This is a genomic window from Enterobacter cloacae complex sp. 302F9 (assembly GCF_050030335.1).
GTDB lineage: Bacteria > Pseudomonadota > Gammaproteobacteria > Enterobacterales > Enterobacteriaceae > Enterobacter > Enterobacter hormaechei_C.
The window spans coordinates 1,851,493-1,871,893 of the sequence record NZ_JBLGUC010000001.1; the positions used below are offsets into that span (position 1 = coordinate 1,851,493).

General features: G+C 51.4%; 28 protein-coding genes. 26 read left to right on the forward strand and 2 right to left on the reverse strand.

Going from position 1 to position 20,401, the window contains the following annotated elements; genetic code table 11:
• The first annotated feature begins 131 nt into the window (after window positions 1–131).
• The 5 genes from ACQG0T_RS08800 (at window position 132) to ACQG0T_RS08820 (ending at window position 2,088) form a co-directional block, all read left to right on the forward strand.
• Window positions 132–527: a phage holin family protein gene (locus tag ACQG0T_RS08800; RefSeq protein WP_426723765.1), complete on the forward strand. Its 396-nt coding sequence runs from the start codon at window positions 132–134 to the stop codon at window positions 525–527.
• Window positions 514–795 (forward strand): phage holin family protein, encoded by a 282-nt coding sequence (locus ACQG0T_RS08805; protein ID WP_047731294.1) that lies wholly within the window; start codon window positions 514–516, stop codon window positions 793–795. The genes ACQG0T_RS08800 and ACQG0T_RS08805 overlap by 14 nt, the downstream gene beginning before the upstream one ends.
• Window positions 795–1,424, forward strand: a complete 630-nt coding sequence (locus ACQG0T_RS08810; RefSeq protein WP_426723766.1) for a glycoside hydrolase family 19 protein — start codon at window positions 795–797, stop codon at window positions 1,422–1,424. Before ACQG0T_RS08805 ends, ACQG0T_RS08810 begins: the two co-directional genes overlap by 1 nt.
• 7 nt (window positions 1,425–1,431) lie before the next feature.
• Window positions 1,432–1,701: a hypothetical protein gene (locus ACQG0T_RS08815; RefSeq protein WP_032665859.1), complete on the forward strand. Its 270-nt coding sequence runs from the start codon at window positions 1,432–1,434 to the stop codon at window positions 1,699–1,701.
• Between the two features lie 150 nt (window positions 1,702–1,851).
• Window positions 1,852–2,088, forward strand: coding sequence for a DUF7681 family protein (locus ACQG0T_RS08820; protein ID WP_426723878.1), 237 nt, complete (start codon window positions 1,852–1,854; stop codon window positions 2,086–2,088).
• 111 nt (window positions 2,089–2,199) lie between these two features.
• Here the strand turns inward: ACQG0T_RS08820 and ACQG0T_RS08825 are convergent, their stop codons facing one another.
• Window positions 2,200–2,742, reverse strand: coding sequence for a hypothetical protein (locus tag ACQG0T_RS08825; RefSeq protein WP_214586997.1), 543 nt, complete (start codon window positions 2,740–2,742; stop codon window positions 2,200–2,202).
• Between the two features lie 93 nt (window positions 2,743–2,835).
• Between ACQG0T_RS08825 and ACQG0T_RS08830 the strand changes: the two genes are divergently transcribed.
• Complete coding sequence (locus ACQG0T_RS08830; protein ID WP_426723879.1) at window positions 2,836–4,293, forward strand: glycosyltransferase family 2 protein; 1,458 nt, start codon at window positions 2,836–2,838, stop codon at window positions 4,291–4,293.
• Window positions 4,294–4,421: 128 nt separating this feature from the next.
• Here ACQG0T_RS08830 and ACQG0T_RS08835 read toward each other — a convergent pair whose 3' ends face one another.
• Window positions 4,422–4,661, reverse strand: a complete 240-nt coding sequence (locus ACQG0T_RS08835; protein WP_044856985.1) for a hypothetical protein — start codon at window positions 4,659–4,661, stop codon at window positions 4,422–4,424.
• Between the two features lie 173 nt (window positions 4,662–4,834).
• Here ACQG0T_RS08835 and ACQG0T_RS08840 point away from each other — a divergent pair, with 173 nt between their 5' ends.
• From ACQG0T_RS08840 to ACQG0T_RS08935, 20 genes are all read left to right on the forward strand, one after another.
• Window positions 4,835–5,404 (forward strand): HNH endonuclease signature motif containing protein, encoded by a 570-nt coding sequence (locus ACQG0T_RS08840; protein WP_049019491.1) that lies wholly within the window; start codon window positions 4,835–4,837, stop codon window positions 5,402–5,404.
• The gene (locus tag ACQG0T_RS08845) at window positions 5,401–5,979 is read left to right on the forward strand and encodes a hypothetical protein (RefSeq protein ID WP_062939402.1); all 579 of its coding nucleotides are present in this window, start codon (window positions 5,401–5,403) and stop codon (window positions 5,977–5,979) included. Before ACQG0T_RS08840 ends, ACQG0T_RS08845 begins: the two co-directional genes overlap by 4 nt.
• Complete coding sequence (locus tag ACQG0T_RS08850; protein WP_062939403.1) at window positions 5,972–6,340, forward strand: HNH endonuclease; 369 nt, start codon at window positions 5,972–5,974, stop codon at window positions 6,338–6,340. Before ACQG0T_RS08845 ends, ACQG0T_RS08850 begins: the two co-directional genes overlap by 8 nt.
• A 105-nt stretch (window positions 6,341–6,445) precedes the next feature.
• Window positions 6,446–6,940, forward strand: coding sequence for a terminase small subunit (locus tag ACQG0T_RS08855; RefSeq protein WP_032104591.1), 495 nt, complete (start codon window positions 6,446–6,448; stop codon window positions 6,938–6,940).
• On the forward strand, window positions 6,937–8,598 hold the full coding sequence (locus ACQG0T_RS08860) for a terminase large subunit (RefSeq protein WP_127353157.1): 1,662 nt from the start codon (window positions 6,937–6,939) through the stop codon (window positions 8,596–8,598). The genes ACQG0T_RS08855 and ACQG0T_RS08860 overlap by 4 nt, the downstream gene beginning before the upstream one ends.
• A gap of 58 nt (window positions 8,599–8,656) precedes the next feature.
• A complete protein-coding gene (locus ACQG0T_RS08865; protein ID WP_426723767.1) occupies window positions 8,657–10,591 on the forward strand; it encodes a phage major capsid protein in 1,935 nt (644 codons plus the stop codon).
• Between the two features lie 203 nt (window positions 10,592–10,794).
• Window positions 10,795–12,153, forward strand: coding sequence for a phage portal protein (locus tag ACQG0T_RS08870; RefSeq protein WP_426723768.1), 1,359 nt, complete (start codon window positions 10,795–10,797; stop codon window positions 12,151–12,153).
• Window positions 12,150–13,064: a phage portal protein gene (locus ACQG0T_RS08875; RefSeq protein ID WP_032104587.1), complete on the forward strand. Its 915-nt coding sequence runs from the start codon at window positions 12,150–12,152 to the stop codon at window positions 13,062–13,064. The genes ACQG0T_RS08870 and ACQG0T_RS08875 overlap by 4 nt, the downstream gene beginning before the upstream one ends.
• Window positions 13,061–13,387 (forward strand): head-tail connector protein, encoded by a 327-nt coding sequence (locus ACQG0T_RS08880; RefSeq protein ID WP_032104585.1) that lies wholly within the window; start codon window positions 13,061–13,063, stop codon window positions 13,385–13,387. Before ACQG0T_RS08875 ends, ACQG0T_RS08880 begins: the two co-directional genes overlap by 4 nt.
• Window positions 13,388–13,457: 70 nt before the next feature.
• The gene (locus ACQG0T_RS08885) at window positions 13,458–13,670 is read left to right on the forward strand and encodes a hypothetical protein (protein ID WP_032104584.1); all 213 of its coding nucleotides are present in this window, start codon (window positions 13,458–13,460) and stop codon (window positions 13,668–13,670) included.
• A gap of 1 nt (window position 13,671) precedes the next feature.
• Window positions 13,672–14,004 carry a phage head closure protein gene (locus tag ACQG0T_RS08890; protein WP_032104582.1) on the forward strand — a complete coding sequence of 111 codons (333 nt, stop codon included), beginning with the start codon at window positions 13,672–13,674 and terminating at the stop codon, window positions 14,002–14,004.
• Window positions 13,997–14,536, forward strand: coding sequence for an HK97-gp10 family putative phage morphogenesis protein (locus ACQG0T_RS08895; protein WP_032104581.1), 540 nt, complete (start codon window positions 13,997–13,999; stop codon window positions 14,534–14,536). Before ACQG0T_RS08890 ends, ACQG0T_RS08895 begins: the two co-directional genes overlap by 8 nt.
• The gene (gene gp17, locus ACQG0T_RS08900; RefSeq protein ID WP_032104580.1) at window positions 14,533–14,898 is read left to right on the forward strand and encodes a tail completion protein gp17; all 366 of its coding nucleotides are present in this window, start codon (window positions 14,533–14,535) and stop codon (window positions 14,896–14,898) included. The genes ACQG0T_RS08895 and gp17 overlap by 4 nt, the downstream gene beginning before the upstream one ends.
• A gap of 55 nt (window positions 14,899–14,953) precedes the next feature.
• The gene (locus ACQG0T_RS08905) at window positions 14,954–15,445 is read left to right on the forward strand and encodes a phage tail tube protein (protein ID WP_032104578.1); all 492 of its coding nucleotides are present in this window, start codon (window positions 14,954–14,956) and stop codon (window positions 15,443–15,445) included.
• 53 nt (window positions 15,446–15,498) lie between these two features.
• The gene (locus tag ACQG0T_RS08910; RefSeq protein ID WP_079780906.1) at window positions 15,499–15,879 is read left to right on the forward strand and encodes a phage tail assembly chaperone family protein, TAC; all 381 of its coding nucleotides are present in this window, start codon (window positions 15,499–15,501) and stop codon (window positions 15,877–15,879) included.
• A gap of 74 nt (window positions 15,880–15,953) precedes the next feature.
• Window positions 15,954–16,166: a phage tail assembly protein T gene (locus ACQG0T_RS08915; RefSeq protein WP_050595464.1), complete on the forward strand. Its 213-nt coding sequence runs from the start codon at window positions 15,954–15,956 to the stop codon at window positions 16,164–16,166.
• Between the two features lie 53 nt (window positions 16,167–16,219).
• On the forward strand, window positions 16,220–16,678 hold the full coding sequence (locus ACQG0T_RS08920; protein WP_426723769.1) for a hypothetical protein: 459 nt from the start codon (window positions 16,220–16,222) through the stop codon (window positions 16,676–16,678).
• Between the two features lie 43 nt (window positions 16,679–16,721).
• The gene (locus tag ACQG0T_RS08925; protein ID WP_426723770.1) at window positions 16,722–19,202 is read left to right on the forward strand and encodes a phage tail tape measure protein; all 2,481 of its coding nucleotides are present in this window, start codon (window positions 16,722–16,724) and stop codon (window positions 19,200–19,202) included.
• A 16-nt stretch (window positions 19,203–19,218) separates the two neighbouring features.
• The gene (locus ACQG0T_RS08930) at window positions 19,219–19,812 is read left to right on the forward strand and encodes a hypothetical protein (protein WP_063843781.1); all 594 of its coding nucleotides are present in this window, start codon (window positions 19,219–19,221) and stop codon (window positions 19,810–19,812) included.
• Window positions 19,812–20,396, forward strand: a complete 585-nt coding sequence (locus tag ACQG0T_RS08935) for a hypothetical protein (protein ID WP_426723771.1) — start codon at window positions 19,812–19,814, stop codon at window positions 20,394–20,396. Before ACQG0T_RS08930 ends, ACQG0T_RS08935 begins: the two co-directional genes overlap by 1 nt.
• The last annotated feature ends 5 nt before the right edge of the window (window positions 20,397–20,401 follow it).

Consider the following 20,401-nt stretch of genomic DNA (forward strand, 5'->3'; position numbering starts at 1 on the left):
AGCGTACTGAGCAACAAATCAAAACATAAACCCGCCACTGCTGCGGGTTTTTTATTTTAAGGGCTGCCTACGGGCGGCCTTTTTTGTTTCCCCTCGTTCTGAGAGGACTCACGGCAATAAGAGGGGGCTAAATGTCCGATCCTGTTTCTGGCACTACGGTAGCGGCTGGTGGTCTGATGGGGGCCAGCATGTTCGGCCTGGCAACCGGCATTGATTATGGTGTGGTGTTTGGCGCATTCGCTGGTGCAGTGTTCTATGTCGCTACGGCGGTTAATATCAGCCGCCTGAAGCTGGTGGGTTATTTCATCACATCATTCATTTTTGGCGTTCTGGGTGCGCCTCTCCTCGGTTCTTACTTTTCAAAGTGGACGGGGTATAGCGACAGGCCACTTGATGCGCTGGGCGCGGTAATCGTAGCCGCTATTGCGATTAAGCTGCTGACGTTCGTCAACAGTCAGGATTTGGGTAGCCTGTTTGGAATTCTCTCTCGTTTACGTGGAGGAGGGACCAGCAATGGTAACAAGTGATCCGAGTGCAATGGCGAATGCCATCATCTGCGGGGTGATCGTTCTTGCCCTCATGTTCTACCAGCGCGGCGGGGCGAGACATCGTCCTCTGATATCGCTGATGGCTTATTTCACGGTGCTGGTTTATGCCAGCGTCCCTTTCCGTTACCTGTTCGGCCTGTATCACGAATCACACTGGTTTGTGGTGCTGGTGAACGTCCTGATTTGCGCTGCTCTTCTCTGGGCACGGGGAAACATGGCGCGCCTGGTTGATGCACTGAGGCACTAATGAACCAATCACAATTTCAGAAGGCGGCTGGTATCAGCGCCGGGTTAGCTGTGCGCTGGTTTCCGCATATCGACGCCGCTATGAAGGAGCACGGCATCACCGCACCGCTTGATCAGGCCATGTTTATTGCCCAGATGGGGCATGAAAGCACCAGATTTACCCGGCTGGTGGAGAACTTGAATTACGCGGCAGAAAACCTGGTACCTACGTTCGGCAGCCACCGCATCACGCAACAGCAGGCCTACGCACTTGGCAGAACTGCAACGCAACCGGCAAACCAGAAAGCGATCGCCAATCTGGTATACGGTGGAGAGTGGGGAAAAGAACACCTTGGCAATCAGGTTGCCGGTGATGGATGGAAATATCGCGGTCGAGGGCTGAAACAGGTTACCGGCCTGAGCAACTATCGCAGTTGTGGCCACGCGTTGAAACTGGACCTTGTTACCCACCCGGAGCTGCTTGAACAAGATGAATACGCCGCGCGCTCAGCCGCATGGTTCTATGCATCCCGCGGTTGCCTGCTTCATTCCGGCGACGTGGAACGCGTGACGCTTCTTATCAATGGCGGCAGAAACGGGCTGGATAAACGCCGCGCGCTGTTTAACCTGGCGAAATCCGTTCTGGTGTGAGGTGAATGTGGGTATCGAAACGATAATCGGGCTGGCCGCACTGGTCATTTCCGCCATTGCAGGCGCTTTTGGCCTGGGCCATATTCGCGGCACCAGCAAAGCGGAAGCGAAAGCCGACCAGCAGCGCACTGAAGATAACGCAGCGGCAACGGTCGCAGCAGCCGAACGCAGGGTAGAAGCAACGAAAGAGGCCAGCAATGTACAGCAGACTGTTAACCATATGCCTGGCGACGATGTTGATCGCGAGCTGCGGGACAACTGGACCCGTAAGGGTTGAGGTAGTGGACACTGCTTGCGACTGGGTTAAACCCATCTATGGTACGGATCACGACTGGGATGTACTTGATAAGCAGACGAAGCGCGACATCCTGGCACATAACAAAGCGTGGCAGAAGAACTGCCAGAAACCAACCGAGAAGAGAACTCTATGAGTGAAGCAAAACCGCAGGACGGCAGTACCGTAAAAGGTTATCGCACCTTAACACCAGGGGATATTGAGGTGATGAATCGCCTGAAAGATGTAAGTCGACATTTTCTTAATCTCCTGGAAACCTCCAAAGAGACAGGAGCAGACCCACGCTGGGCAGCAATGGCTAAAACTGAAATGCAAAAGGCCTGCATGTTTGCGTGTCGCGCAGTGGCAAAGCCAGACGAAGATTGCTAGCCATTACAAAGCTCACCTGTTGGTGGGCTTAATAATGGCTATCTCCTGTAGCAAACAAGGAGAGTATTTACCCTCCAGAGGATGAACGAGTATTTATACTCAAAGTCATGGCTAACTATTATTGCGTTTAGTCAGGCCGATTGATTCACGCACGCTAACCGCACATCCCCAGTTCTCGTTTGCGCTGAAGGATTTTTGACTGAAATTTAGTTCCATATTTTGTATAAAAAACTCATCAGCATTTTCAGGGGCTAAAAGAACAGAAACCATAAGAGCAAAAATGTAGCTAGTTGGGAAAACCCAGTTACTACCAAACAATAATTCTCTTCTTTCGGTAATCTTGAGTCGAGGGTCTAACTCACCTTCATGGGCTATAGGACATCTGCCATATAAATAAATAGCTTTAGGTACAGTCATATCACCTATATGGATGTTGCGAAGTATGCAACCATCCATAGCTATGTAAGAAAGAAGATCTTCATCTTCTTCAATATACTTACAGATTCTTTCACCCACTTTTGCCTTCGGTCGTCTCTTTTTAGCCGTTTTATCAAGTGCTGGGAATAAATGTATCAAGCAAGTCTCGTAGTCTTTCCGGTTATATGCTGCAAATGCAGCTTCAAGTCTTCTTCCAACAGAACCTTGCTGTCGCATGTAGAACTCCTAAAAGTTATCTGAGTATTGTTTTCGTTTTTTGAGAAATAAGACTTTATACAAAGCAAGGTGAAAATTATAGAGGAATAAATGATGCAGGTGACAATTGATGGTGTCCCGTTTGTGCCTGCCTGCGCTTCAGCGTCACGGATTGGCATTGCCATTACTACCCACAACCGGCCAGACGTTTTAAAGCGCGCCATTGAGCAGCACACCAAACATCTTCCCATCGGTGCGCTGGTGGTGGTTATCGACGATGGCTCTAAACCTGCCGCAGTAGTGCCTGACTGCGTGCAGTTGCTTCGCCATGAAACATCACTCGGCATTGTTGCATCGAAGAACGCCAGTTTAACCGCGCTAATGGACGCCGGGTGTGAGCATATCTTTTTATGGGATGACGATGCTTATCCGATCGCCGATAACTGGCACTTGCCTTACATCGAATCACCCGAGCCACATCTGGCTTATCAGTTTCTCGATCTGGCAGGGATGAATAAGCTGAACGATATAGCGGTTTTGTACCGGGATGATAAGCACATCGCTTACACCGGGCAGCGCGGCGTGATGCTGTATTACCACCGTAGCGCTATCGAGAAGGTTGGCGGTTTCGATCCGGTTTACGGTCGCGGCATGTACGAACACAGCGACCTCGCCCTGCGCATCCATAATGCTGGCCTGACGACATGGGCTTACGGTGATGTGGTCGGTTCAGAAAAGCTGATCCATTCTCTCGATGAGCATGAAGCCGTAGAGCGTTCGGTACCGCGTCCCGACCGACAGGCGCTGGTGGGACGTAACGTGAAGATCCACAACGAACGGCGTGATGCCGGGTTTACTGGTTACGTTGAATACCGCCAGCAGCGCGATGTAGTTATCACAACGCTGCTCACCAGTCAGCCTGACCCGCAGCGCGGCACGAAAATGGCGGCCTCGCCTGACATGCTGGCTAAATGGGCCTCATCACTTCGGAATTGTGGCCGCATAGCGCTGGTGGATGAGCTGCATGCAGCCCCGGCAGATGTTGAGCTATGTCGCGTTCCTGACGTGAAGATGAATGTCTACTTTCGTCGCTGGTTGCATATCTGGCAGCACCTACGTGATCACCCTGAATACCGGTTCGTCTGGTGTACTGATGGTACCGATGTCGAAATGCTACGCGCGCCGTGGGGAGAAATGGGAGCAGGGAAGGTATACGTAGGCTCAGAACCAAAGACCTACGCCGATACCTGGGCAAAGCAGAATCATCCGGAGCGCATCTATCAGGAGTTCATTGAAGAGCACCGCAACGATGTGATGCTAAACGCTGGGCTGCTGGGTGGTACCCGCGCTGATGTAATGGCGTTCGCTCACGGCATCATCCGTCTTTACTACCGGATCGAGAGTTATCGTTTCTGGAAGAAAGAACAGGCTGGCGCCGGGATAGGTGACATGCTGGCGTTCGGTATTGTCGCGCAGTCATTTGCTGACAGGCTGGTCACCGGTCCTCTGGTTCACACGGTATTCAAAACCAACGGTATCGGTAAAGAATTAGCATGGTTCAAACATAAGTAAGAGAGGAAGTTATGGTAAGCAAAACACTAACTAAGGGTAAAAGCGGCAACAATTCTAGTTGCCGCAACCATGAATTTTTCAGCCTGCCTACCGGTAAGATATTTATATCTTCTGCAAGGATTGAAAAATTAATTTGTTTTTACGGAGTCAAGAATCTTCAGTAAAGCTTCCTTTGCATGAGTGTGAGCCTCAACCATCGATGGATCACTAACAGAAGTTGATTTAATAAAGTTTGCAATAACTTCTTTGTTGTTTGAGCCAACAACAAATGCGCTGAATGTCTGAGCAAGAAGTTCTGTCAGCGCGTAATTTTTGCGTAAAACGTCATCAATCCGTTCAAACTGTTCTGAAACGCTATATCCACTCATTTCCTTTCCTTCTTGAGAGGTAATCAGCCATCCCTCTGCGCATGTGTGCGCCAGTGTCCCACCACTGACGGGCTGAATGCTTACCTTACCCAGGGTTAATGAGAAGTAACACCCTGATATTCAGACAGTAGCCGCCATCGTGCGGCTTTTTTTATGGGCGAAGGAAATTATCTATGACTAGATTCTGCAATGTTTCCGGATGCTGCAATAAAGTTTTAGCGCGCAACCTATGCAACAAACACTACATTCGGATGAGGAAATTTGGCGATCCTCTCGCCGGGAAAGACAGGTTTGCCTCACCTGAGGTGAGATTTGAATTTAGTACCGAGATATCAGGTGAGTGCTTACTGTGGACCGGTGCAAAAAACAGCAAAGGATACCCACAACTAAAATCGGAAGGCCGCATCATTTCAGCCCACCGATATGCCTGGGAAAGAGAAAAAGGCCGAATACCTGACGGAATGGAGATTGACCACATTTGCCGCAATAGAGCATGTGTGAATGTAAATCATCTTAGGTTGGCTACTCGCTCTCAGAATATGCAAAATCTTTCACTTGCCGGGAGAGCCGAATCAGGTGTGAGAGGTGTATATAAGGACGGAAATATGTGGCGGGCCACTCTGTTCAACTGTGGCGAAGTGGTGTGGCAAAAATGGTTTAAAAATCTTTCTGACGCAGAAAAAGAAATTATCGCTGCCAGAAAACGAGTTCACACCCACGCACCGACAGAGGCTTACACATGAAATTCGTAGTTTGCGCTCATCATACTCGCTTAGAGCAAGCTCAACGTCTTGCAGCGTTGCTGGATGCTCATCTGCTTATTGATGACGGTAACCACGGCGCTAACTGGAATCATCGCCGTGCGCTTGAATGGGCTGCCTGCCAACCCTGCCGGGTAGTGGTGTGTGAGGACGATGCGCTTCCTGTTGCTAGTTTTACTGAATTGATGGATGAGTGGCTTGCTCGTTTTCCCGAGGCGCTAGTGAGCTTTTATCTCGGTACCGGCCGCCCGCCACAGTATCAAATGCATATAGCCGAACGGCTGATAGTTGCTGATAAGACTCGCACAGACTTCATCACTTTGCCGCGACTGATACACGGGGTTTGCTATAGCGTACCTCCTCAGCATATTGAACGAGTCCTTTCTCGATGGGACAGCAGTAAGCCAGCCGACTATGCAGTCGGGGATGCCTATGGCGGCGCGGTGGTTTATCCGTGTTACTCGCTGGTGGACCATGCAGATGGTGAACCTGTAGAGCGTCACTCTGACTCAGCGCCACGAACAGAACGCCGCCGGGCGTGGAGGTTGCATGTCTAAGCTAACAACGTTAAAGCCACGCCTGAAAGCCATTGATACGCGACGCATAAAGCCGATTTACGGTGAGCAGCGCCGCATAAGTGGAAGTGCAAGGGTAAGTTTGAAGCGCCGTATCTATGCGCGTGACAATGGTCGCTGCTGTATGTGTAATCGGGTTGTTGATTTGACTGACAGTGAACTCGACCACCGTATCGCGCTTCAGTTCGGAGGCGATAACTCGGAGCGCAACCTGTGGACGCTCTGCACTGAATGTCACGCAGGTAAGTCTGCACGTGAAGTTGCCACCGGTCAGCCTGATGAGCAGGCCCTGAAGCATGAGGTGTCTGAAGGCGATCAGGCATCAGGATTTGTAGGGCTTTGAGTCCAGCCAACCCCGGGGGGGTATCATCCAGAATAAACATCGATCGCCCTGGACACCTCGCCCCCTCTCATTCGCAGAAAAAATCCCCCTCTGGAGGGTGTAAACATGTTAACAGCGCAGAAGCGGAAATATGCTCTCGCGCTGATGTCCGGGATGTCTCAGAAGGATGCGGCAATAAAGGCGGGATATTCTGAAAAATCCGCGCGTTCCAAGGGGTCGCAGCTTGCTAAAGACCCGGAGGTCATCGCGTTTATTGAGCGAAAAAAACGAGAAAAAGTTGAGGTGGATGACGAACCTGCGTATCGCAGAAATGTTTATACCCCAGCAGTAAACACGCCTGAAGAAAAACGACCTCCTGCGGCATTGTCCGCCGGTGAGTATGAAGACCCTCTCGACTTCCTGAAATCGGTTATGAACAACGTTGGTTACGAAATCGAAACCAGGAAAGATGCTGCAAAGGCCATGCTGCCTTATATGCATCAGAAGAAAGGTGAGGGCGGTAAGAAGGATGCAAAAGCTGAGGCTGCCAAAAAAGCGGCCAATAAGTTCGCAATTCAGCAGCCGCCGAAACTGGTGGTTAACAATCGCGGGAATACATGATGCCGGAGTGGACAACTGCCTGCCCTGACTGGGCGGATCGCCTGAAGAAAGGACAGTCTATTATTCCTGCACCGATTTACCCGGAGCAGGCTGAAATAGCCCTGAACGTTTTCAGGCAACTGAAAATCGTTGATGCTCCAGGATCGCCAACGTTCGGTGAATCCTGCGCACAGTGGGTTTTCGATCTCGTTGCGGCGCTGTTCGGCTCCTATGATGCCGAAACCGGCCGCAGACACATTACAGAAGTGTTTGTACTGATCCCCAAAAAAAACTCCAAGTCTACGCTGGCCGCCGGGATCATGATGACTGCGTTGCTTCTCAACTGGCGACAGGCTGCCGGGTATACCATCATCGCCCCGACCGTAGAGGTGGCGACAAACGCCTTTAACCCGGCGCGCGACATGGTAAAGCGGGATGAGGATCTGGATGACCTCTGTCAGGTGCAGACACACATCAGGACCATCACCCACAGGGGAACAGACACGACGCTGAAAGTGGTGGCCGCCGACCCCAACACCGTATCGGGGATTAAATCTGTCGGCACGCTCATTGACGAGTTGTGGCTTTTTGGTAAGCAACATAACTCCGAAGATATGCTGCGTGAGGCAGTCGGTGGCATGGCATCACGACCTGAAGGCTTTGTGATGTACACAACCACGCAGTCCAACGAACCGCCAGCTGGCGTGTTTAAGAAAAAGTTACAGTACGCCCGTGACGTTCGCGACGGAAAAATTCACGACCCGCATTTTCTTCCGGTGATATTTGAGCATCCACCGGAAATGGTTGCCAGCGGAGAGCATCTTCTTCTGGACAACCTCGCTATGGTTAACCCCAACCTGGGTTACTCCGTTGACGAGCAGTTTCTTTACCGCGAGTACAACAAAGCGAAAGAGGCCGGGGAAGAAGACTTCCGTGGCTTTATGTCCAAGCACGCCAACGTTGAAATCGGTCTCGCCCTGCGCGCTGACAGATGGGCTGGGGCGGATTTCTGGGAGCAACAGGCAAGGCGCGTCACTTTTGACGATATTCTGCGCCGCTCTGAGGTGGTCACAGTTGGTATTGATGGCGGTGGTCTCGATGACCTTCTTGGCCTGGCCGTTATCGGGCGCGATCGCCAGACTCGCGAATGGTTATGCTGGTGTCATGCATGGGCGCATTCCATCGCCCTGGAAAGGCGAAAGAGCGAAATTTCAAAATTAAAGGATTTTGAGAAGGCCGGTGACCTGACGATCGTTAAGCGTGTAGGTGAGGATGTTGAGCAAGTTGCAGAGTACGTCAGCCGGATTTATGAAGCAGAACTGCTGGACAAAATTGGGATTGACCCCTCTGAGGTCGGGCAAATTCTTGATGCGCTCAGTGAGGCAGGCATTCCTGATGAGGCTGTAACCGGGGTCAGCCAGGGCTGGAAACTCGGCGGCGCCATTAAGACTACCGAGCGAAAGCTGGCTGAGGGTGTTCTGCTTCATGGTGGTCAGCTTCTGATGGCATGGTGCGTAGGCAACGCCCGTGTAGAGCCGAAAGGTAACGCCATACTCATCACCAAACAGGCCAGCGGGAAGGGGAAAATTGACCCTCTTATGGCCACATTCAACGCCGTTACGTTAATGGCTCTTAACCCCGAACCGGTCAAAAAAGACTACCAGGTATTTTTCGTTTAACACACACGTCAGTTAATGGCCCGCACATGCGGGTTTTTTCATTTCTGGAGGCCAGCAAATGACGCTTAAACGCGCCTGCACCCTCATGACGGTGAAGTCGGTAAATGAGGATGAGCGGATTATCACCGGCATCGCCTCAACACCGTCTCCCGATCGTGACGGTGACATTATGGAGCCGGAGGGGGCGAAATTCCGCAGCGATACGCCGTTCCTCTGGCAGCACGACCGCTCTCAGCCTATTGGCACCTGCACGCCAAAAATGGTGAAAGAGGGGTTGCAGATCACAGCAAAGCTCGTGAAACCAACCCCTGACATGCCATCCCAGTTAATCGCACGTCTTGATGAAGCGTGGGCTTCGATTAAGGCGGGGCTGGTACGCGGCCTGTCGATTGGGTTCCGCCCAATTGAGTATTCCTTCCTGGATGAAGGCGGTATTCGCTTTTTGTCTTGGGACCTGCTTGAGGTCTCGGCGGTGACCATTCCGGCCAATGCCGAATGCTCCATCCAGACCGTTAAATCTTTCGATCGCCAGTTTCTCGCCGCGTCAGGCAATGAGAAACCGGTAGTGAAAACCTCTAAAACCGCTGGCGCTACAGCACCCAAAACCAAAAAAGGAAACATTTCGATGAATATCGCAGAACAAATCAAGAGCTTTGAAGCGAAGCGTGCAGCGCTGGCCGCATCACTTGATGAAGTGATGTCAAAGGCGGCTGAAGAGGGACGCACCCTGGACGCTGAAGAAGAAGAGAGCTACGACAACACATCCGCAGAAATTAAATCAGTTGATGCGCACCTCAAACGACTGCGCGACATGGAAAGCAATCTGGCATCGACTGCAAAACCGGTATCTAAAGCTGCTGGTGGCGAATTCACCACCGTGAAGACAAACGCACCGGGGATCATTCGCGTTGAGCAAAATCTGGAGAAAGGTATCGCCTTTGCCCGTTTTGCCAAGGCACTGGCGGCGGCAAACGGCAGCCGTTCTGAAGCGCTGGAAATTGCACGTAAGCAGTACCCGGATGATGCGAAACTTCATCATGTGCTGAAAGCCGCTGTTGGTGCTGGCACAACGACCGATCCTCAGTGGGCTGGCGCGCTGGTGGAGTATCAGGAATATGCAAATGATTTTGTTGAATTCCTCCGCCCGCAGACCATTATCGGTCGTTTCGGTCAGGGTGGTATTCCTGCCCTGCGTCAGGTCCCGTTCAACATTCGCATTCCGGCACAAACTTCCGGCGGATCTGCAAACTGGGTAGGTCAGGGTAAGGCCAAGCCGCTGACCAAATTCGACTTTGAGTCCATCACGTTCAGCTTCGCCAAAGTCGCAGCCATTGCGGTGCTGACCGATGAGCTGATCCGGTTCTCCAATCCGGCAGCTGATGCACTGGTGCGTAATGCGCTGGCAGAAGCGGTCATTGCACGCCTGGATACGGACTTCATTAACCCGGCGAAAGCTGAAGTTGCTAACGTCTCTCCGGCCTCAATTACCAACGGTATTGTGGCTGTTCCATCAACCGGCGATCCGGATGCAGATGCTGAAGCGGCATTCGCTCAGTTTGTCTCCAATAACCTCCAGCCAACTGGCGGCGTGTGGATCATGTCCAGCACCAACGCGCTGGCACTGTCCATGAAGAAAAATGCTCTGGGTCAGAAAATGTATCCGGAAATGACCCTGCTTGGCGGCACATTCCAGGGGCTTCCGGCTATCGTTTCGCAGTACGCCGGAAGCAATCTTACCCTGCTGAACGCGCCGGATATTTATCTGGCTGACGACGGTGGTGTGGCAGTGGATATGTCACGTGAAGCCTCTCTGGAAATGGAAAGCGATCCTACAGGCGACAGCGTCAGCACAACCGGAACGGAGCTGGTTTCCATGTTCCAGACGAACAGCGTAGCTATCCGTGCCGAGCGCTGGATCAACTGGAAGCGTCGCCGCACGGCAGCGGTGGCGGTTATTTCTGGTGTGAACTACGGCTCTAACCAGGGAAGCTAACGCGAAAGGAGGGCGGGGGAAACCCCGCCATATTGCATGGCAAAAATCAGATATCTGCAACGCACACATGACTCTGTTACGGGAGACGTAAAGACCGTGGACGAACGGTGCGCAAGGGTGCTGGTGCTGCTTGGCAAGGCTGAATATTTCACCGAGGTAACTACCAGGGTGAGGAAGAATAAGCGTAAAGCGGAGAACGGCTAATGTGGAATCCTTTCCGAAGAAAAGAGGGGCAAGTCAAAAATCTACAGCAGCCTGTTGTCAACCGCGGGGGCTGGGCGCCGATGTTCAGTTATGTCCACGAACCCTACGCCGGGGCCTGGCAGCAGAATATGGAAATTAAGCCCAAAACGGTTCTCTCCTATTATGCTGTGTTTTCCTGCATATCTCTGATCGCAAGTGACATCGCTAAAATGCCTCCGCGCCTGATGAAACAGGATTCAAATGGCGTTCGGAGGGAAATTAAAACCGGAAAGATAGCCGCGCTGTATTCCAGGCCAAATGCCTTTCAGAACCGCATCCAGTTCTTTGAGCACTGGCTGAATTCCAAGCTGTGCGAAGGTAATACCGTTGCGCTCAAGATCCGGAACAATCGCGGTGAGATAACCGAGCTGAGGCTGCTGGACTGGAACAAGGTTACGCCGCTGGTAGCTGATGATGGCTCTGTCTTCTACCAGATCAATCCGGATAACATGGCCGGTATTGAATCATCTGTGACAGTACCGGCACGAGAGGTTATTCATGATCGGTTCAACTGTCTGTTCCACCCCCTTATTGGTCTTTCCCCGATTTATGCTGCTGGTCTGGCTGCAATGCAGGGTCACCATATTCAGGAAAGCTCAGCGTACTTTTTCCGCAATGGCGGGAAACCCAGCGGTGTTATCGAGGTTCCGGGCTCGATTACGGAAGAGAACGCCAGGAAGATCAAAGAAAACTGGGACACTGGTTATACCGGGGAAAATGCGGGTAAAACCGCCATTCTGAGCAATGGTGCGAAATATGTTCCCCGGACGGTCTCAGCTGCTGATGCGCAAACTGTCGAACAGCTTCGCATGACCGCGCAGATTGTCTGTTCAGTATTTCACGTGCCTGCTTATAAGGTTGGCATTGGTGAACTGCCAACGCATGACAACATCGAGGCGCAGGATCAGCAGTATTACTCACAGTGTCTTCAGTCCCTGATTGAGTCCATCGAATTGCTGCTGGATGAAGCGTTTGAACTTGAGGGTGATACAGGGACTGAGTTTGATGTTAATGCGCTGCTGCGTATGGACAGTGAACGCCGTATCAAATCCCTGGGGGAAGGGGTGAAAAATACTATCCTCACACCAAACGAAGCGAGGAAAAGTGAGAACCTGCCTCCCCTGGCTGGAGGGGACTCTCTTTACCTTCAACAGCAGAACTTCAGCCTTGAGGCGCTGGCGCGCCGTGATGCTTCGGATGATCCGTTTGGTAAAAGCAGTTTGTCCCAACCTTCAGCCTCATCGAATGAAGGAAAGGCTTTAACCGATGCTGAGCAGTCGGCAGCCAAAGCCATGATCAGAGGATTTCTTACAAAATGAATGAGCGCGAACTATCCCTGATAAAGGTGCTGGGCGAGGAATTTGGTCAGGTTCTCGCTGAAATGCGTGACAGTTTCAGCAAAAACCTTCAGGCGCAGCGAGAAGAATATGAAGAAAAGCTATCGAGGCTCGCAAAGCAGGTTGAAGAAATCAGCAATGCGCCCGATCCCGACATTGAGAGCATGGTAAAGGCGGCCATCGCTCATTTACCTGCACCGACAGCACCAGGATTGCCGGATATTGCCGCCATGGTCAGCGATGCGGTAGCTGCAATCCCGGCACCGCGCGACGGTAAAAGCGTCACGCCTGAAGACGTCCAGCCGATGATTCAGGAGATGGTCAGGAATGCCGTGGCAGAAATTCCTACGCCGAAGGATGGTAAGGATTTTGACCCTTCCATGCTTAAGCAGCTCGTTGAGCAGGCCGTAAGCGATGCGGTATCCGCAATGCCAGCCGCTGAACCGGGTAAGGATGGCGCAGATGGCCGGGACGCGCTGACGCTTGAAGTTCTCCCCTTTATTTATGAAGAGAAAAGCTATCCGCGTGGCAGCTATGCAACGCATAACGGCGGCCTGTGGCGCGCTTACGAGAAAACCCATGGCATGCGAGGATGGGAGTGTCTTGTTGATGGCGTGTCGGGCATTGATATACAGCATTCTGAGCAGCGTACCTTCACCCTGACGGTTAACCGCACCAGTGGCACCAGTGAAACTAAATCCTTTGACGTGCCTGTAATGATTTATCAGGGCGTATTCAAATCCGGTCAGGAATATCTGCCTGGCGACACAGTTACATGGGGCGGTTCGCTCTGGCACTGCGACGAGCAGACCCAGGACAAGCCGGGTGAGGCAGGTTCGAAAGGCTGGACCCTGGCTGCCAAGCGTGGCCGCGACGGGAGGGATAAAACGTGATTGAACTTGTGACACTGGAACAGGCCAGAGAACATTTGCGGATAGATGATGATGCCGGTGATGCTGATCTGACTCTAAAGATTCAGTCTGGCAGTGCAGCGCTTCTCTCATACATCCAGGGAAGTCGTGACAGGGTTGTTGATAATAGCGGGAAGCTTATAGAGGGTGAGCCACTGAAACGCATGCAAACAGCTTTACTCGTTCTCCTGGGGTATCTCGATCGAAACCGAAACGGAGAAGAGGAAGAGAAACTCAAACAGGGTGAGCTTCCCTTTTCAGTGACGATGCTGATTTACGATCTCCGGTTACCGACAATTATCTAGGTGGTGCACATGGCTTGCTCAGGGTGCGCCGAACGGCGCGAGTGGATAAAAAAATGGGCGAAAATTGCATATGAACGAGCAACAGGTAAACGAGCTGATAACAGCTCTACGCGAACAGACAGAAGCGCAGAGGGAGCAGACGGACGCGATAAACCGGCTGGCTGAATCCAATATGGCGTTATGCGATGTCATTATCCAGTCACTGGCTGAAGATGATGGGGTTGAAATTACGTCACTTAACGATTTTAAACCTCAGTATCTCAGCCAAAAAGCCAGGGGGTAGAATGCAGGCCGGGAAACTACGTCACCGGGTAACAATCCAGGAGCCGGTGATGGTTCAGAACCCAGAGACTGGAGCTGTAAATAAAACCTGGCGGGATGTGGCTACCGTATGGGCCGAAGTCTCCCCTTTGTCGGCTCGCGAGTTTATTGCAGCCCAGGCATCGCAGGGGGAAATCACTACCCGTATCACAATTCGCTTTCGACCGGGAATTACCCGGATGAATCGCATCCTGTTTCGCGGCGGGATATATAACATCGAGGGCGTGCTTCCTGATCCGAAAAGTGGCCGCGAATATCTCACGCTTCCCTGCTCAGAAGGGGTAAACGATGGCTGATGGTGTTGAAGTAAGTCTTACCGGGCTTGATTCCCTGCTTGGGAAAATGGAGGCAGTATCGGACGTCACCCGTAACAAAGCGGGACGATTTGCGCTTCGTAAAGCCGCGAATTTAATCAGGGACCGTGCCCGGAGTAATGCTGCCCGGGTTGATGACCCACTGACCAAAGAGGCCATCTATAAAAATATCGTTGCCAGCTTTGGTAGTCGTGAATTACGGAGAACGGGTAACCTGACTTTCCGCGTTGGCGTTATGGGCGGTGCGCGACAGTATGCCCAGACAAAAGCCAACGTCAGAAAGGGGCGAGCCGGTGGGACTTACAAAACAGCAGGCGACAAAGGAAATCCCGGCGGCGATACCTGGTACTGGCGAATGCTTGAATTCGGAACAGAGCATGCAGCAGCACGACCTATCATCCGCCCCGCGATGAACGGTATCGATGGCCCTGTCATTAACGTTTTTGCGGAAGAAATGGAAAAAGCTATCGATCGTGCGATCAGGCAGGCCGTGAAAAAGGGGACCAAAGCATGATAGCGCCTGTTTTTAAAGTTTGTGCAGCCAGCCAGGAGGTTCGCTCCCTGCTGGGAGAATCTCCCGTAAGGCTGTACCCCTTCGGCAAGCATTTTGATGAAGTTGTCTATCCCTATGCGGTCTGGCAGAACATTGACGGTGATCCACAAAACTACCTGAAGCAGCGCCCCGATATAGACCGCTTTTCTGTTCAGATTGACGTTTACGCCGACACAGATACAGAAGTCATCACGGTTGCGCGGGCGCTTCGTGATGTGATCGAAGGCAGCGCAATAATCACCAGGTGGGGTACGCAGGAACTGGAACCCAGTACCATGAAGTACCGTTATTCCTTCGACGTCGACTGGCTCGTCAAACGATAAAACAACCTTCCATAACACACCGGCGCCGCCGGTTTTTTTATACCCGGAGATAACTATGTCAGTAGTGACTCAAGGCACACAGTTGTACGTGCTCGCGAATGGTGTCGTGAGCGAAATTGAATGCATCACTGCATTTTCACCAGGTGGAAGCCCGGCAGATCAGATTGATGACACCTGCCTGAGCGAACGTAACACCCGAAAATATAAAAAGGGATTGCGTACACCGGGGCAGGCAACGGCCACGCTTAACGCAGATCCAACTAACGCCAGCCACCTGATGCTCAGCAACATGGCAGAGTCAAATGACCAGAGCGACGTAACGTTTGCTATCGGCTGGTCTGATGGAGAATCAGAGCCGACAGCGGGAACTGGTCCGGGTGCTGTAGATGGCCTGGTGCTTCCTCCCGATCGAACCTGGTACGTATTCAAGGGATACGTTTCCGACTTCCCGTTCGACTTTCAGGGAAACACGGTCGTGCAGACTTCTGCCACTATCCAGCGTTCCGGGCAGGGTGCATGGATTCCGAAAGAGCAGTCTGGCAGCTGATCACTGGCGGGGGCGATCCCCCGCGTATCAACAAACATTATCGGGAAAGATAAATGAAACTGACACTCGACACACTGAAAGAAACGGGAGCGTTTACCGGCCGCCCGGTTGAAAAAGAGATTACCTGGAAATCACAGGATGGTAAGGAACATACAGCCACAACTTATATCCGTCCTCTTGGTTATCACACTGCCACATCAGATGTGCTTGCTGGTCTGGGCCGTATTGATGGGGTTGCTGGGCGTATCGCAGCGTCAATTTGCGATGAAAATGGGCATCAGGTGTTTACGGTTGCCGATGTTACCGGCGAGGCCGATCCAGACCGTGGCGCGCTGGATGGTGGCCTGACGGTGGCGCTGCTGCTGGCTATTCAGGAAGTTAACGATCTGGGAAAGACGGACTCAGCGCAGAAGACGAAATCTGGTGCGAACTAGTCCTTAACGGGATAGGTGGCCGCACTATCGCTGAGGCAAAAGAACGCCTCAGCTTCCGCGAGTTCCAGCAGTGGGTGCAGTACCGGCAGAAGTACGGCAATCTGAACCTGATGATGCGAACGGAGTGGGGTGCGGCACTGGTTTCTTCTGTGCTGGCAAACGTAAACCGTACCAAAAACACCCCTGCCTTCAGCATTGCTGATTTTGCGCCTCACATTGCCGCTGTGGAACGGGAGGCTGCAAACGAGCCGATCAAACTTGAAGATGCTATGCGTACCTGGGGGTGATACATCAATTTCTCATGTTAAACTGTAACTTGAACTTCAAAGGGGAAGTAAACATGAGAAACTTAGGATGGTTGTTATCGTTAGGTGGTGTTGCGTTAGGCGTCTTTGCATTACTCATGGATGTAAGCGTTCCTGTCGGAGATGGTTCACGCGTCAACAACATTGGCCTGATGGCCGAGCGGCAGAATTATTTAATTGTTGCAGCGGTTTTGTTTATTGGTGGAATATTGCTTGCAAATAAAACAAAGACAAATATGCCTAGAAATAATTACAAAGTCTATGACCTATCAACCATAAACAAAGATGATTTCATTAAGGGTGACGGTAGTATTAATTTAGAGGAAGTCCGCAATTTTTCAATCTTCCTGCTTGAAAAACACTCTGGTAAATCGGTATCAGAAATTACTTTCATGAACATGCCTCTTATTGAGCGTATTGCAGGGGAAATGCCTCCCCCTCTTGGGAAAAACTTCAAGAGCGAGCTTGAGCGAAGTCTAAAAGCAAACATATGAAAATCAGCCCGCAATGCGGGCTTTTTTATTTCTGGAGTTAATTATGGCTGGGAAATCACTCGGGACCCTTACACTCGATCTTGTTGCCAAGGTTGGCGGTTTTGTTTCTGGCATGGATAAAGCAGAAAGAGCCTCTCAGCAGTGGGCTAAGCAAGTTCAGAAGGATGCCGCTGAAACTACCAAAGCTTTTGCCTCCATTGGGTCAGCAACAGTTGCTTTAGCTGGCGCTGTTGGTGTTGCTGGTTTTCAGCTTCTAAAATCTACCTCGAAACAAATAGCAGAGACAGACCGTTGGGCTAAATCACTAAATATTTCCACTCAAGAGTTGTTATCGTGGCAGTTCGCTGCCGAAAAGGCCGGTGTGTCGGGCGATCAAATGGCCGATATCTTCAAAGATATTGGTGACAAAATCGGCGATGCGGTCCTGAATAAGTCAGGTGAGGCCGTTGATGCCCTGAATGCTCTTGGATTATCCGCTGAAAAATTATCCAAAGTAAGTCCAGACAAACAACTTCTGGCGATTGGTGAGTCGCTTGGTAAAATCAGCACAAACGCTGAAAAAACAACAGTACTTGAAAGCCTTGGCAATGACCTTTCGAAACTTCTTCCTCTGTTTGATAATAACAATGAGAAGCTTAAGCAGTTTTTAATTCTCGCTAAAGATTTCGGAGTTGCCCCAGACCCTGCATCAATAGACGATCTCGTTAAAGTGAATCAGATATTCGAGGATATTGAAGCACAGGTTCGAGGGTTAAAATTAGAAATTTCAGCTGGACTCGCCAAAGTAGACCTATCTCCTCTTACAGACTCACTTGATCAATTAAGGAAAGTTTTAACAGATCCAAAGGTTCTTCAGGGTATCACTAACTTAGTGTCTGAGGTGGCAGAGCTTACCGGATGGTTGGTAAAATCAGCTGCTGCGGCTGGACAATTAGCAGCAAGCACAGGTAATAGGATAGCCGCCATCGGTGGTAATATTGACCTAAAAAATCTTGATCAGGTAAAAGAACGAATTGACTGGCTCCAAAAAAACATTGATGCAGGCAACTTTCCTGAAACTGAAAGTATTATTGGTAGTGTACTCGATTCAAATATTACTCTGGCAAATGCAAAAAAAGAGTTAGAAGATTTAATAAAATTAAAGGGTCAATTAGTTGCTGGTAGCCCAGCAAAACTGCCAATTCAACCTGCAACAGTAGGTGGGGGCTACGCGCTTGATAAAGACGAAACAAACGGTAAAACGAAGCCTGATTCAACCCTTAAAAAGCTTGAATCTTCGTTTAAATCGATGGAGACAAGTTATCTTCGTCAAATTGCTCTGATCGATACCACCGGAAAGAAAAGCGCAGAAGTCACAGAACAACAAAAGCTTCAGTTTGATATTGCGGACGGCAAACTGGCTGGACTTAATGAAACTCAGAAGACTCGCCTGGAGCAGCTCGCAACTGAGGTTGATCGCCTCAATTCAGTTAAAAAGGCCAATGAGGAAAATATCAGGCTCGCCGAATATGTTGCGAACCTTCAGCGCGAAAATGCTAACGCTGCAAGCTCCCTCGATGCGGATGTTATCGGCGCCGGGTTAGGGGATAAAGCACGCGAACGAATGCGTGAGCAACTCGATATTGAGCGTGAATTTAACGAGAAGCGCGAAGACCTGCAACGCAGATTCCAGAGTGGAGACATTAAGACCTCTACCGAATATGACCGCTATAACCAGGAACTCGATAAGGCACTTGCGGTACGGCTTGAAAAATATCGTTCCCATTATGAGGAGCTGGACAAAATTCAGGGCGACTGGCTCGCTGGTGCACAGGATGGGCTGGCTAACTGGATTGACACTTCCAGCGATTATTACAGTCAGGTATCGGGTCTTGTGGGCAACACCCTGGATGGGTTGGTTGACAACATGGCGGATGCACTCAACGGGAGTAAAGCGGACTGGGCGGACTGGGCTAACAGCGTGCTGAGCGAACTCCAAAAGGTTCTGCTTAGGGCTATCTTGGTGAATAGCCTCAAGTCTGCCGGTGATAGTGGGCTTCTCGGCTCGCTTGGCGGGATGTTTGGCGGCGCGTCTTCTGGTGGCAGTACGCCATCTGGCGCCTACGATTCAGCTGCTTCTGGTTTAACCCTGAACGCAAAAGGCGGGGTTTATGATTCCCCTGATCTGAGCAAATTCCGCAATGGTATTGTGAACAGCCCTACGATGTTCGCCTTCGCTAAAGGTGCTGGCTTGATGGGTGAAGCTGGGCCAGAGGCGATCATGCCGCTAACCAGAACCGCAGACGGCTCTCTCGGCGTGCGAATGGTAGATGATGCTGTCTCCTCCGTTAGCGCGGGAGGGAATAGTATTCAACAGACCATTCAGCAGCATTTCTCCATTTCCGGTAATGGCGATGCCGCGCTTAAGCAGGCGATGGAGGAGGCTGCCGCTAAAGGGGCCAGAGACGGCGCGAAGAAGGCGCGGCAGGACATGCTGAGTGATTTCCAGACCAACGGGCAGGGCAGGCGACTGCTTGGCGTTTAATAAGGAGTGAATAAGTATGGCTGCGCTTGAATGGCCTGCTGATGTATGCCCGTCGTCCCTGACGTGGCGACCGGAAAGTAACACCAAAACATTTCGCTCTCCCTTTAACGGTGCCTCACAGACCGTTCGTTTCCCCGGCACCCGCTGGATCTGCTCCCTGACGTTTAACAACCTTACCGACGATAAATCCCGGCGTATCGATGCGCTGGTGGCCGATCTCGATGGTGAATACGGCAGGGTAAAAATTCGCGACTGGGGACGCGAGGGGAGAACGCCAGCCGGAAATCCGGTGGTGCAGGATGCCAACCAGACGGGTACCCAGCTCAGCAGCAAAGGCTGGACACCCGGCAAGCTCGTGCTGCGTACCGGGGATTACCTTACCGTGAACGACGAGCTGAAGATGGTCACTGCTGATGTGACCAGCACTTCAACTGGTACCGCAATCATTCCGATTGCGCCGATGCTGCGTAACTCGCCGCCGGTTAACGGCAAAATTGAGGTGGCTAACCCCTACGGTATTTTTAAGCTGAAAGATAACCAGCAGGGTGCTGGTAACCGCGTTCCTGGAGTGTTTACCAGCTACACACTGGAATTTGAGGAGGCGTTTTAATGCTGTATTCCCCTTTTTCAGATTCGATGATCACCTGGCTCTCCCGTGACAGGGTTACCGCGGTGCTGGCGGCCAGTGTCCAGTTTGAATCCGGGACCGCTTACGTCCATTCCGGCACCGGCACGCTGGTGCTGGGCGGATATGTCTATTACGGCATGGGAACGATGGGCGCCATTGATGATGTCAATGAAACCAACACGACGAGCCCGACGCAGCTCAGGATGACGCTTTCCGGCCTGGACATGTCCCTGTTTGCCAAAACGCTTAACGAGCGCTGTGTGGGGAAACCGGCGGAACTGTATCTGGTGGCTATGGACGACAACGGCGTTGTTCAGGTTGCTGACCTGATTTTTAAGGGGCGGGTATCCGGTACCGGCGCGACGTCGGGGGAAACCAACGCCCTGCAATACACCGTCAGTAACATTTTTGAAGACTGGCAGCGACCGTTCCCTGACCGCTATACCGACGAATCGCATCAGGCCTCCCAGCCAGGCGATCGCATTTTTCGTTACGTCGCACAGATGGCAGAACGTTCAATTTACTGGGGCAGCAAAAAAGATGCGCCAGGATTTACCTATTCGTGAGGAAG

Excerpts from the sequence above, each read along its gene's own strand:
- ACQG0T_RS08800 (WP_426723765.1), top strand. The coding sequence starts at position 132 with ATGTCCGATCCTGTTTCTGGCACTACGGTAGCGGCTGGTGGTCTGATG.
- ACQG0T_RS08805 (WP_047731294.1), top strand. The coding sequence starts at position 514 with ATGGTAACAAGTGATCCGAGTGCAATGGCGAATGCCATCATCTGCGGG.
- ACQG0T_RS08810 (WP_426723766.1), top strand. The coding sequence starts at position 795 with ATGAACCAATCACAATTTCAGAAGGCGGCTGGTATCAGCGCCGGGTTA.
- ACQG0T_RS08820 (WP_426723878.1), top strand. The coding sequence starts at position 1,852 with ATGAGTGAAGCAAAACCGCAGGACGGCAGTACCGTAAAAGGTTATCGC.
- ACQG0T_RS08825 (WP_214586997.1), bottom strand. The coding sequence starts at position 2,742 with ATGCGACAGCAAGGTTCTGTTGGAAGAAGACTTGAAGCTGCATTTGCA.
- ACQG0T_RS08830 (WP_426723879.1), top strand. The coding sequence starts at position 2,836 with ATGCAGGTGACAATTGATGGTGTCCCGTTTGTGCCTGCCTGCGCTTCA.
- ACQG0T_RS08835 (WP_044856985.1), bottom strand. The coding sequence starts at position 4,661 with ATGAGTGGATATAGCGTTTCAGAACAGTTTGAACGGATTGATGACGTT.
- ACQG0T_RS08840 (WP_049019491.1), top strand. The coding sequence starts at position 4,835 with ATGACTAGATTCTGCAATGTTTCCGGATGCTGCAATAAAGTTTTAGCG.
- ACQG0T_RS08845 (WP_062939402.1), top strand. The coding sequence starts at position 5,401 with ATGAAATTCGTAGTTTGCGCTCATCATACTCGCTTAGAGCAAGCTCAA.
- ACQG0T_RS08850 (WP_062939403.1), top strand. The coding sequence starts at position 5,972 with ATGTCTAAGCTAACAACGTTAAAGCCACGCCTGAAAGCCATTGATACG.
- ACQG0T_RS08855 (WP_032104591.1), top strand. The coding sequence starts at position 6,446 with ATGTTAACAGCGCAGAAGCGGAAATATGCTCTCGCGCTGATGTCCGGG.
- ACQG0T_RS08860 (WP_127353157.1), top strand. The coding sequence starts at position 6,937 with ATGATGCCGGAGTGGACAACTGCCTGCCCTGACTGGGCGGATCGCCTG.
- ACQG0T_RS08865 (WP_426723767.1), top strand. The coding sequence starts at position 8,657 with ATGACGCTTAAACGCGCCTGCACCCTCATGACGGTGAAGTCGGTAAAT.
- ACQG0T_RS08870 (WP_426723768.1), top strand. The coding sequence starts at position 10,795 with ATGTGGAATCCTTTCCGAAGAAAAGAGGGGCAAGTCAAAAATCTACAG.
- ACQG0T_RS08875 (WP_032104587.1), top strand. The coding sequence starts at position 12,150 with ATGAATGAGCGCGAACTATCCCTGATAAAGGTGCTGGGCGAGGAATTT.
- ACQG0T_RS08885 (WP_032104584.1), top strand. The coding sequence starts at position 13,458 with ATGAACGAGCAACAGGTAAACGAGCTGATAACAGCTCTACGCGAACAG.
- ACQG0T_RS08890 (WP_032104582.1), top strand. The coding sequence starts at position 13,672 with ATGCAGGCCGGGAAACTACGTCACCGGGTAACAATCCAGGAGCCGGTG.
- ACQG0T_RS08895 (WP_032104581.1), top strand. The coding sequence starts at position 13,997 with ATGGCTGATGGTGTTGAAGTAAGTCTTACCGGGCTTGATTCCCTGCTT.
- gp17 (WP_032104580.1), top strand. The coding sequence starts at position 14,533 with ATGATAGCGCCTGTTTTTAAAGTTTGTGCAGCCAGCCAGGAGGTTCGC.
- ACQG0T_RS08905 (WP_032104578.1), top strand. The coding sequence starts at position 14,954 with ATGTCAGTAGTGACTCAAGGCACACAGTTGTACGTGCTCGCGAATGGT.
- ACQG0T_RS08910 (WP_079780906.1), top strand. The coding sequence starts at position 15,499 with ATGAAACTGACACTCGACACACTGAAAGAAACGGGAGCGTTTACCGGC.
- ACQG0T_RS08920 (WP_426723769.1), top strand. The coding sequence starts at position 16,220 with ATGAGAAACTTAGGATGGTTGTTATCGTTAGGTGGTGTTGCGTTAGGC.
- ACQG0T_RS08925 (WP_426723770.1), top strand. The coding sequence starts at position 16,722 with ATGGCTGGGAAATCACTCGGGACCCTTACACTCGATCTTGTTGCCAAG.
- ACQG0T_RS08930 (WP_063843781.1), top strand. The coding sequence starts at position 19,219 with ATGGCTGCGCTTGAATGGCCTGCTGATGTATGCCCGTCGTCCCTGACG.
- ACQG0T_RS08935 (WP_426723771.1), top strand. The coding sequence starts at position 19,812 with ATGCTGTATTCCCCTTTTTCAGATTCGATGATCACCTGGCTCTCCCGT.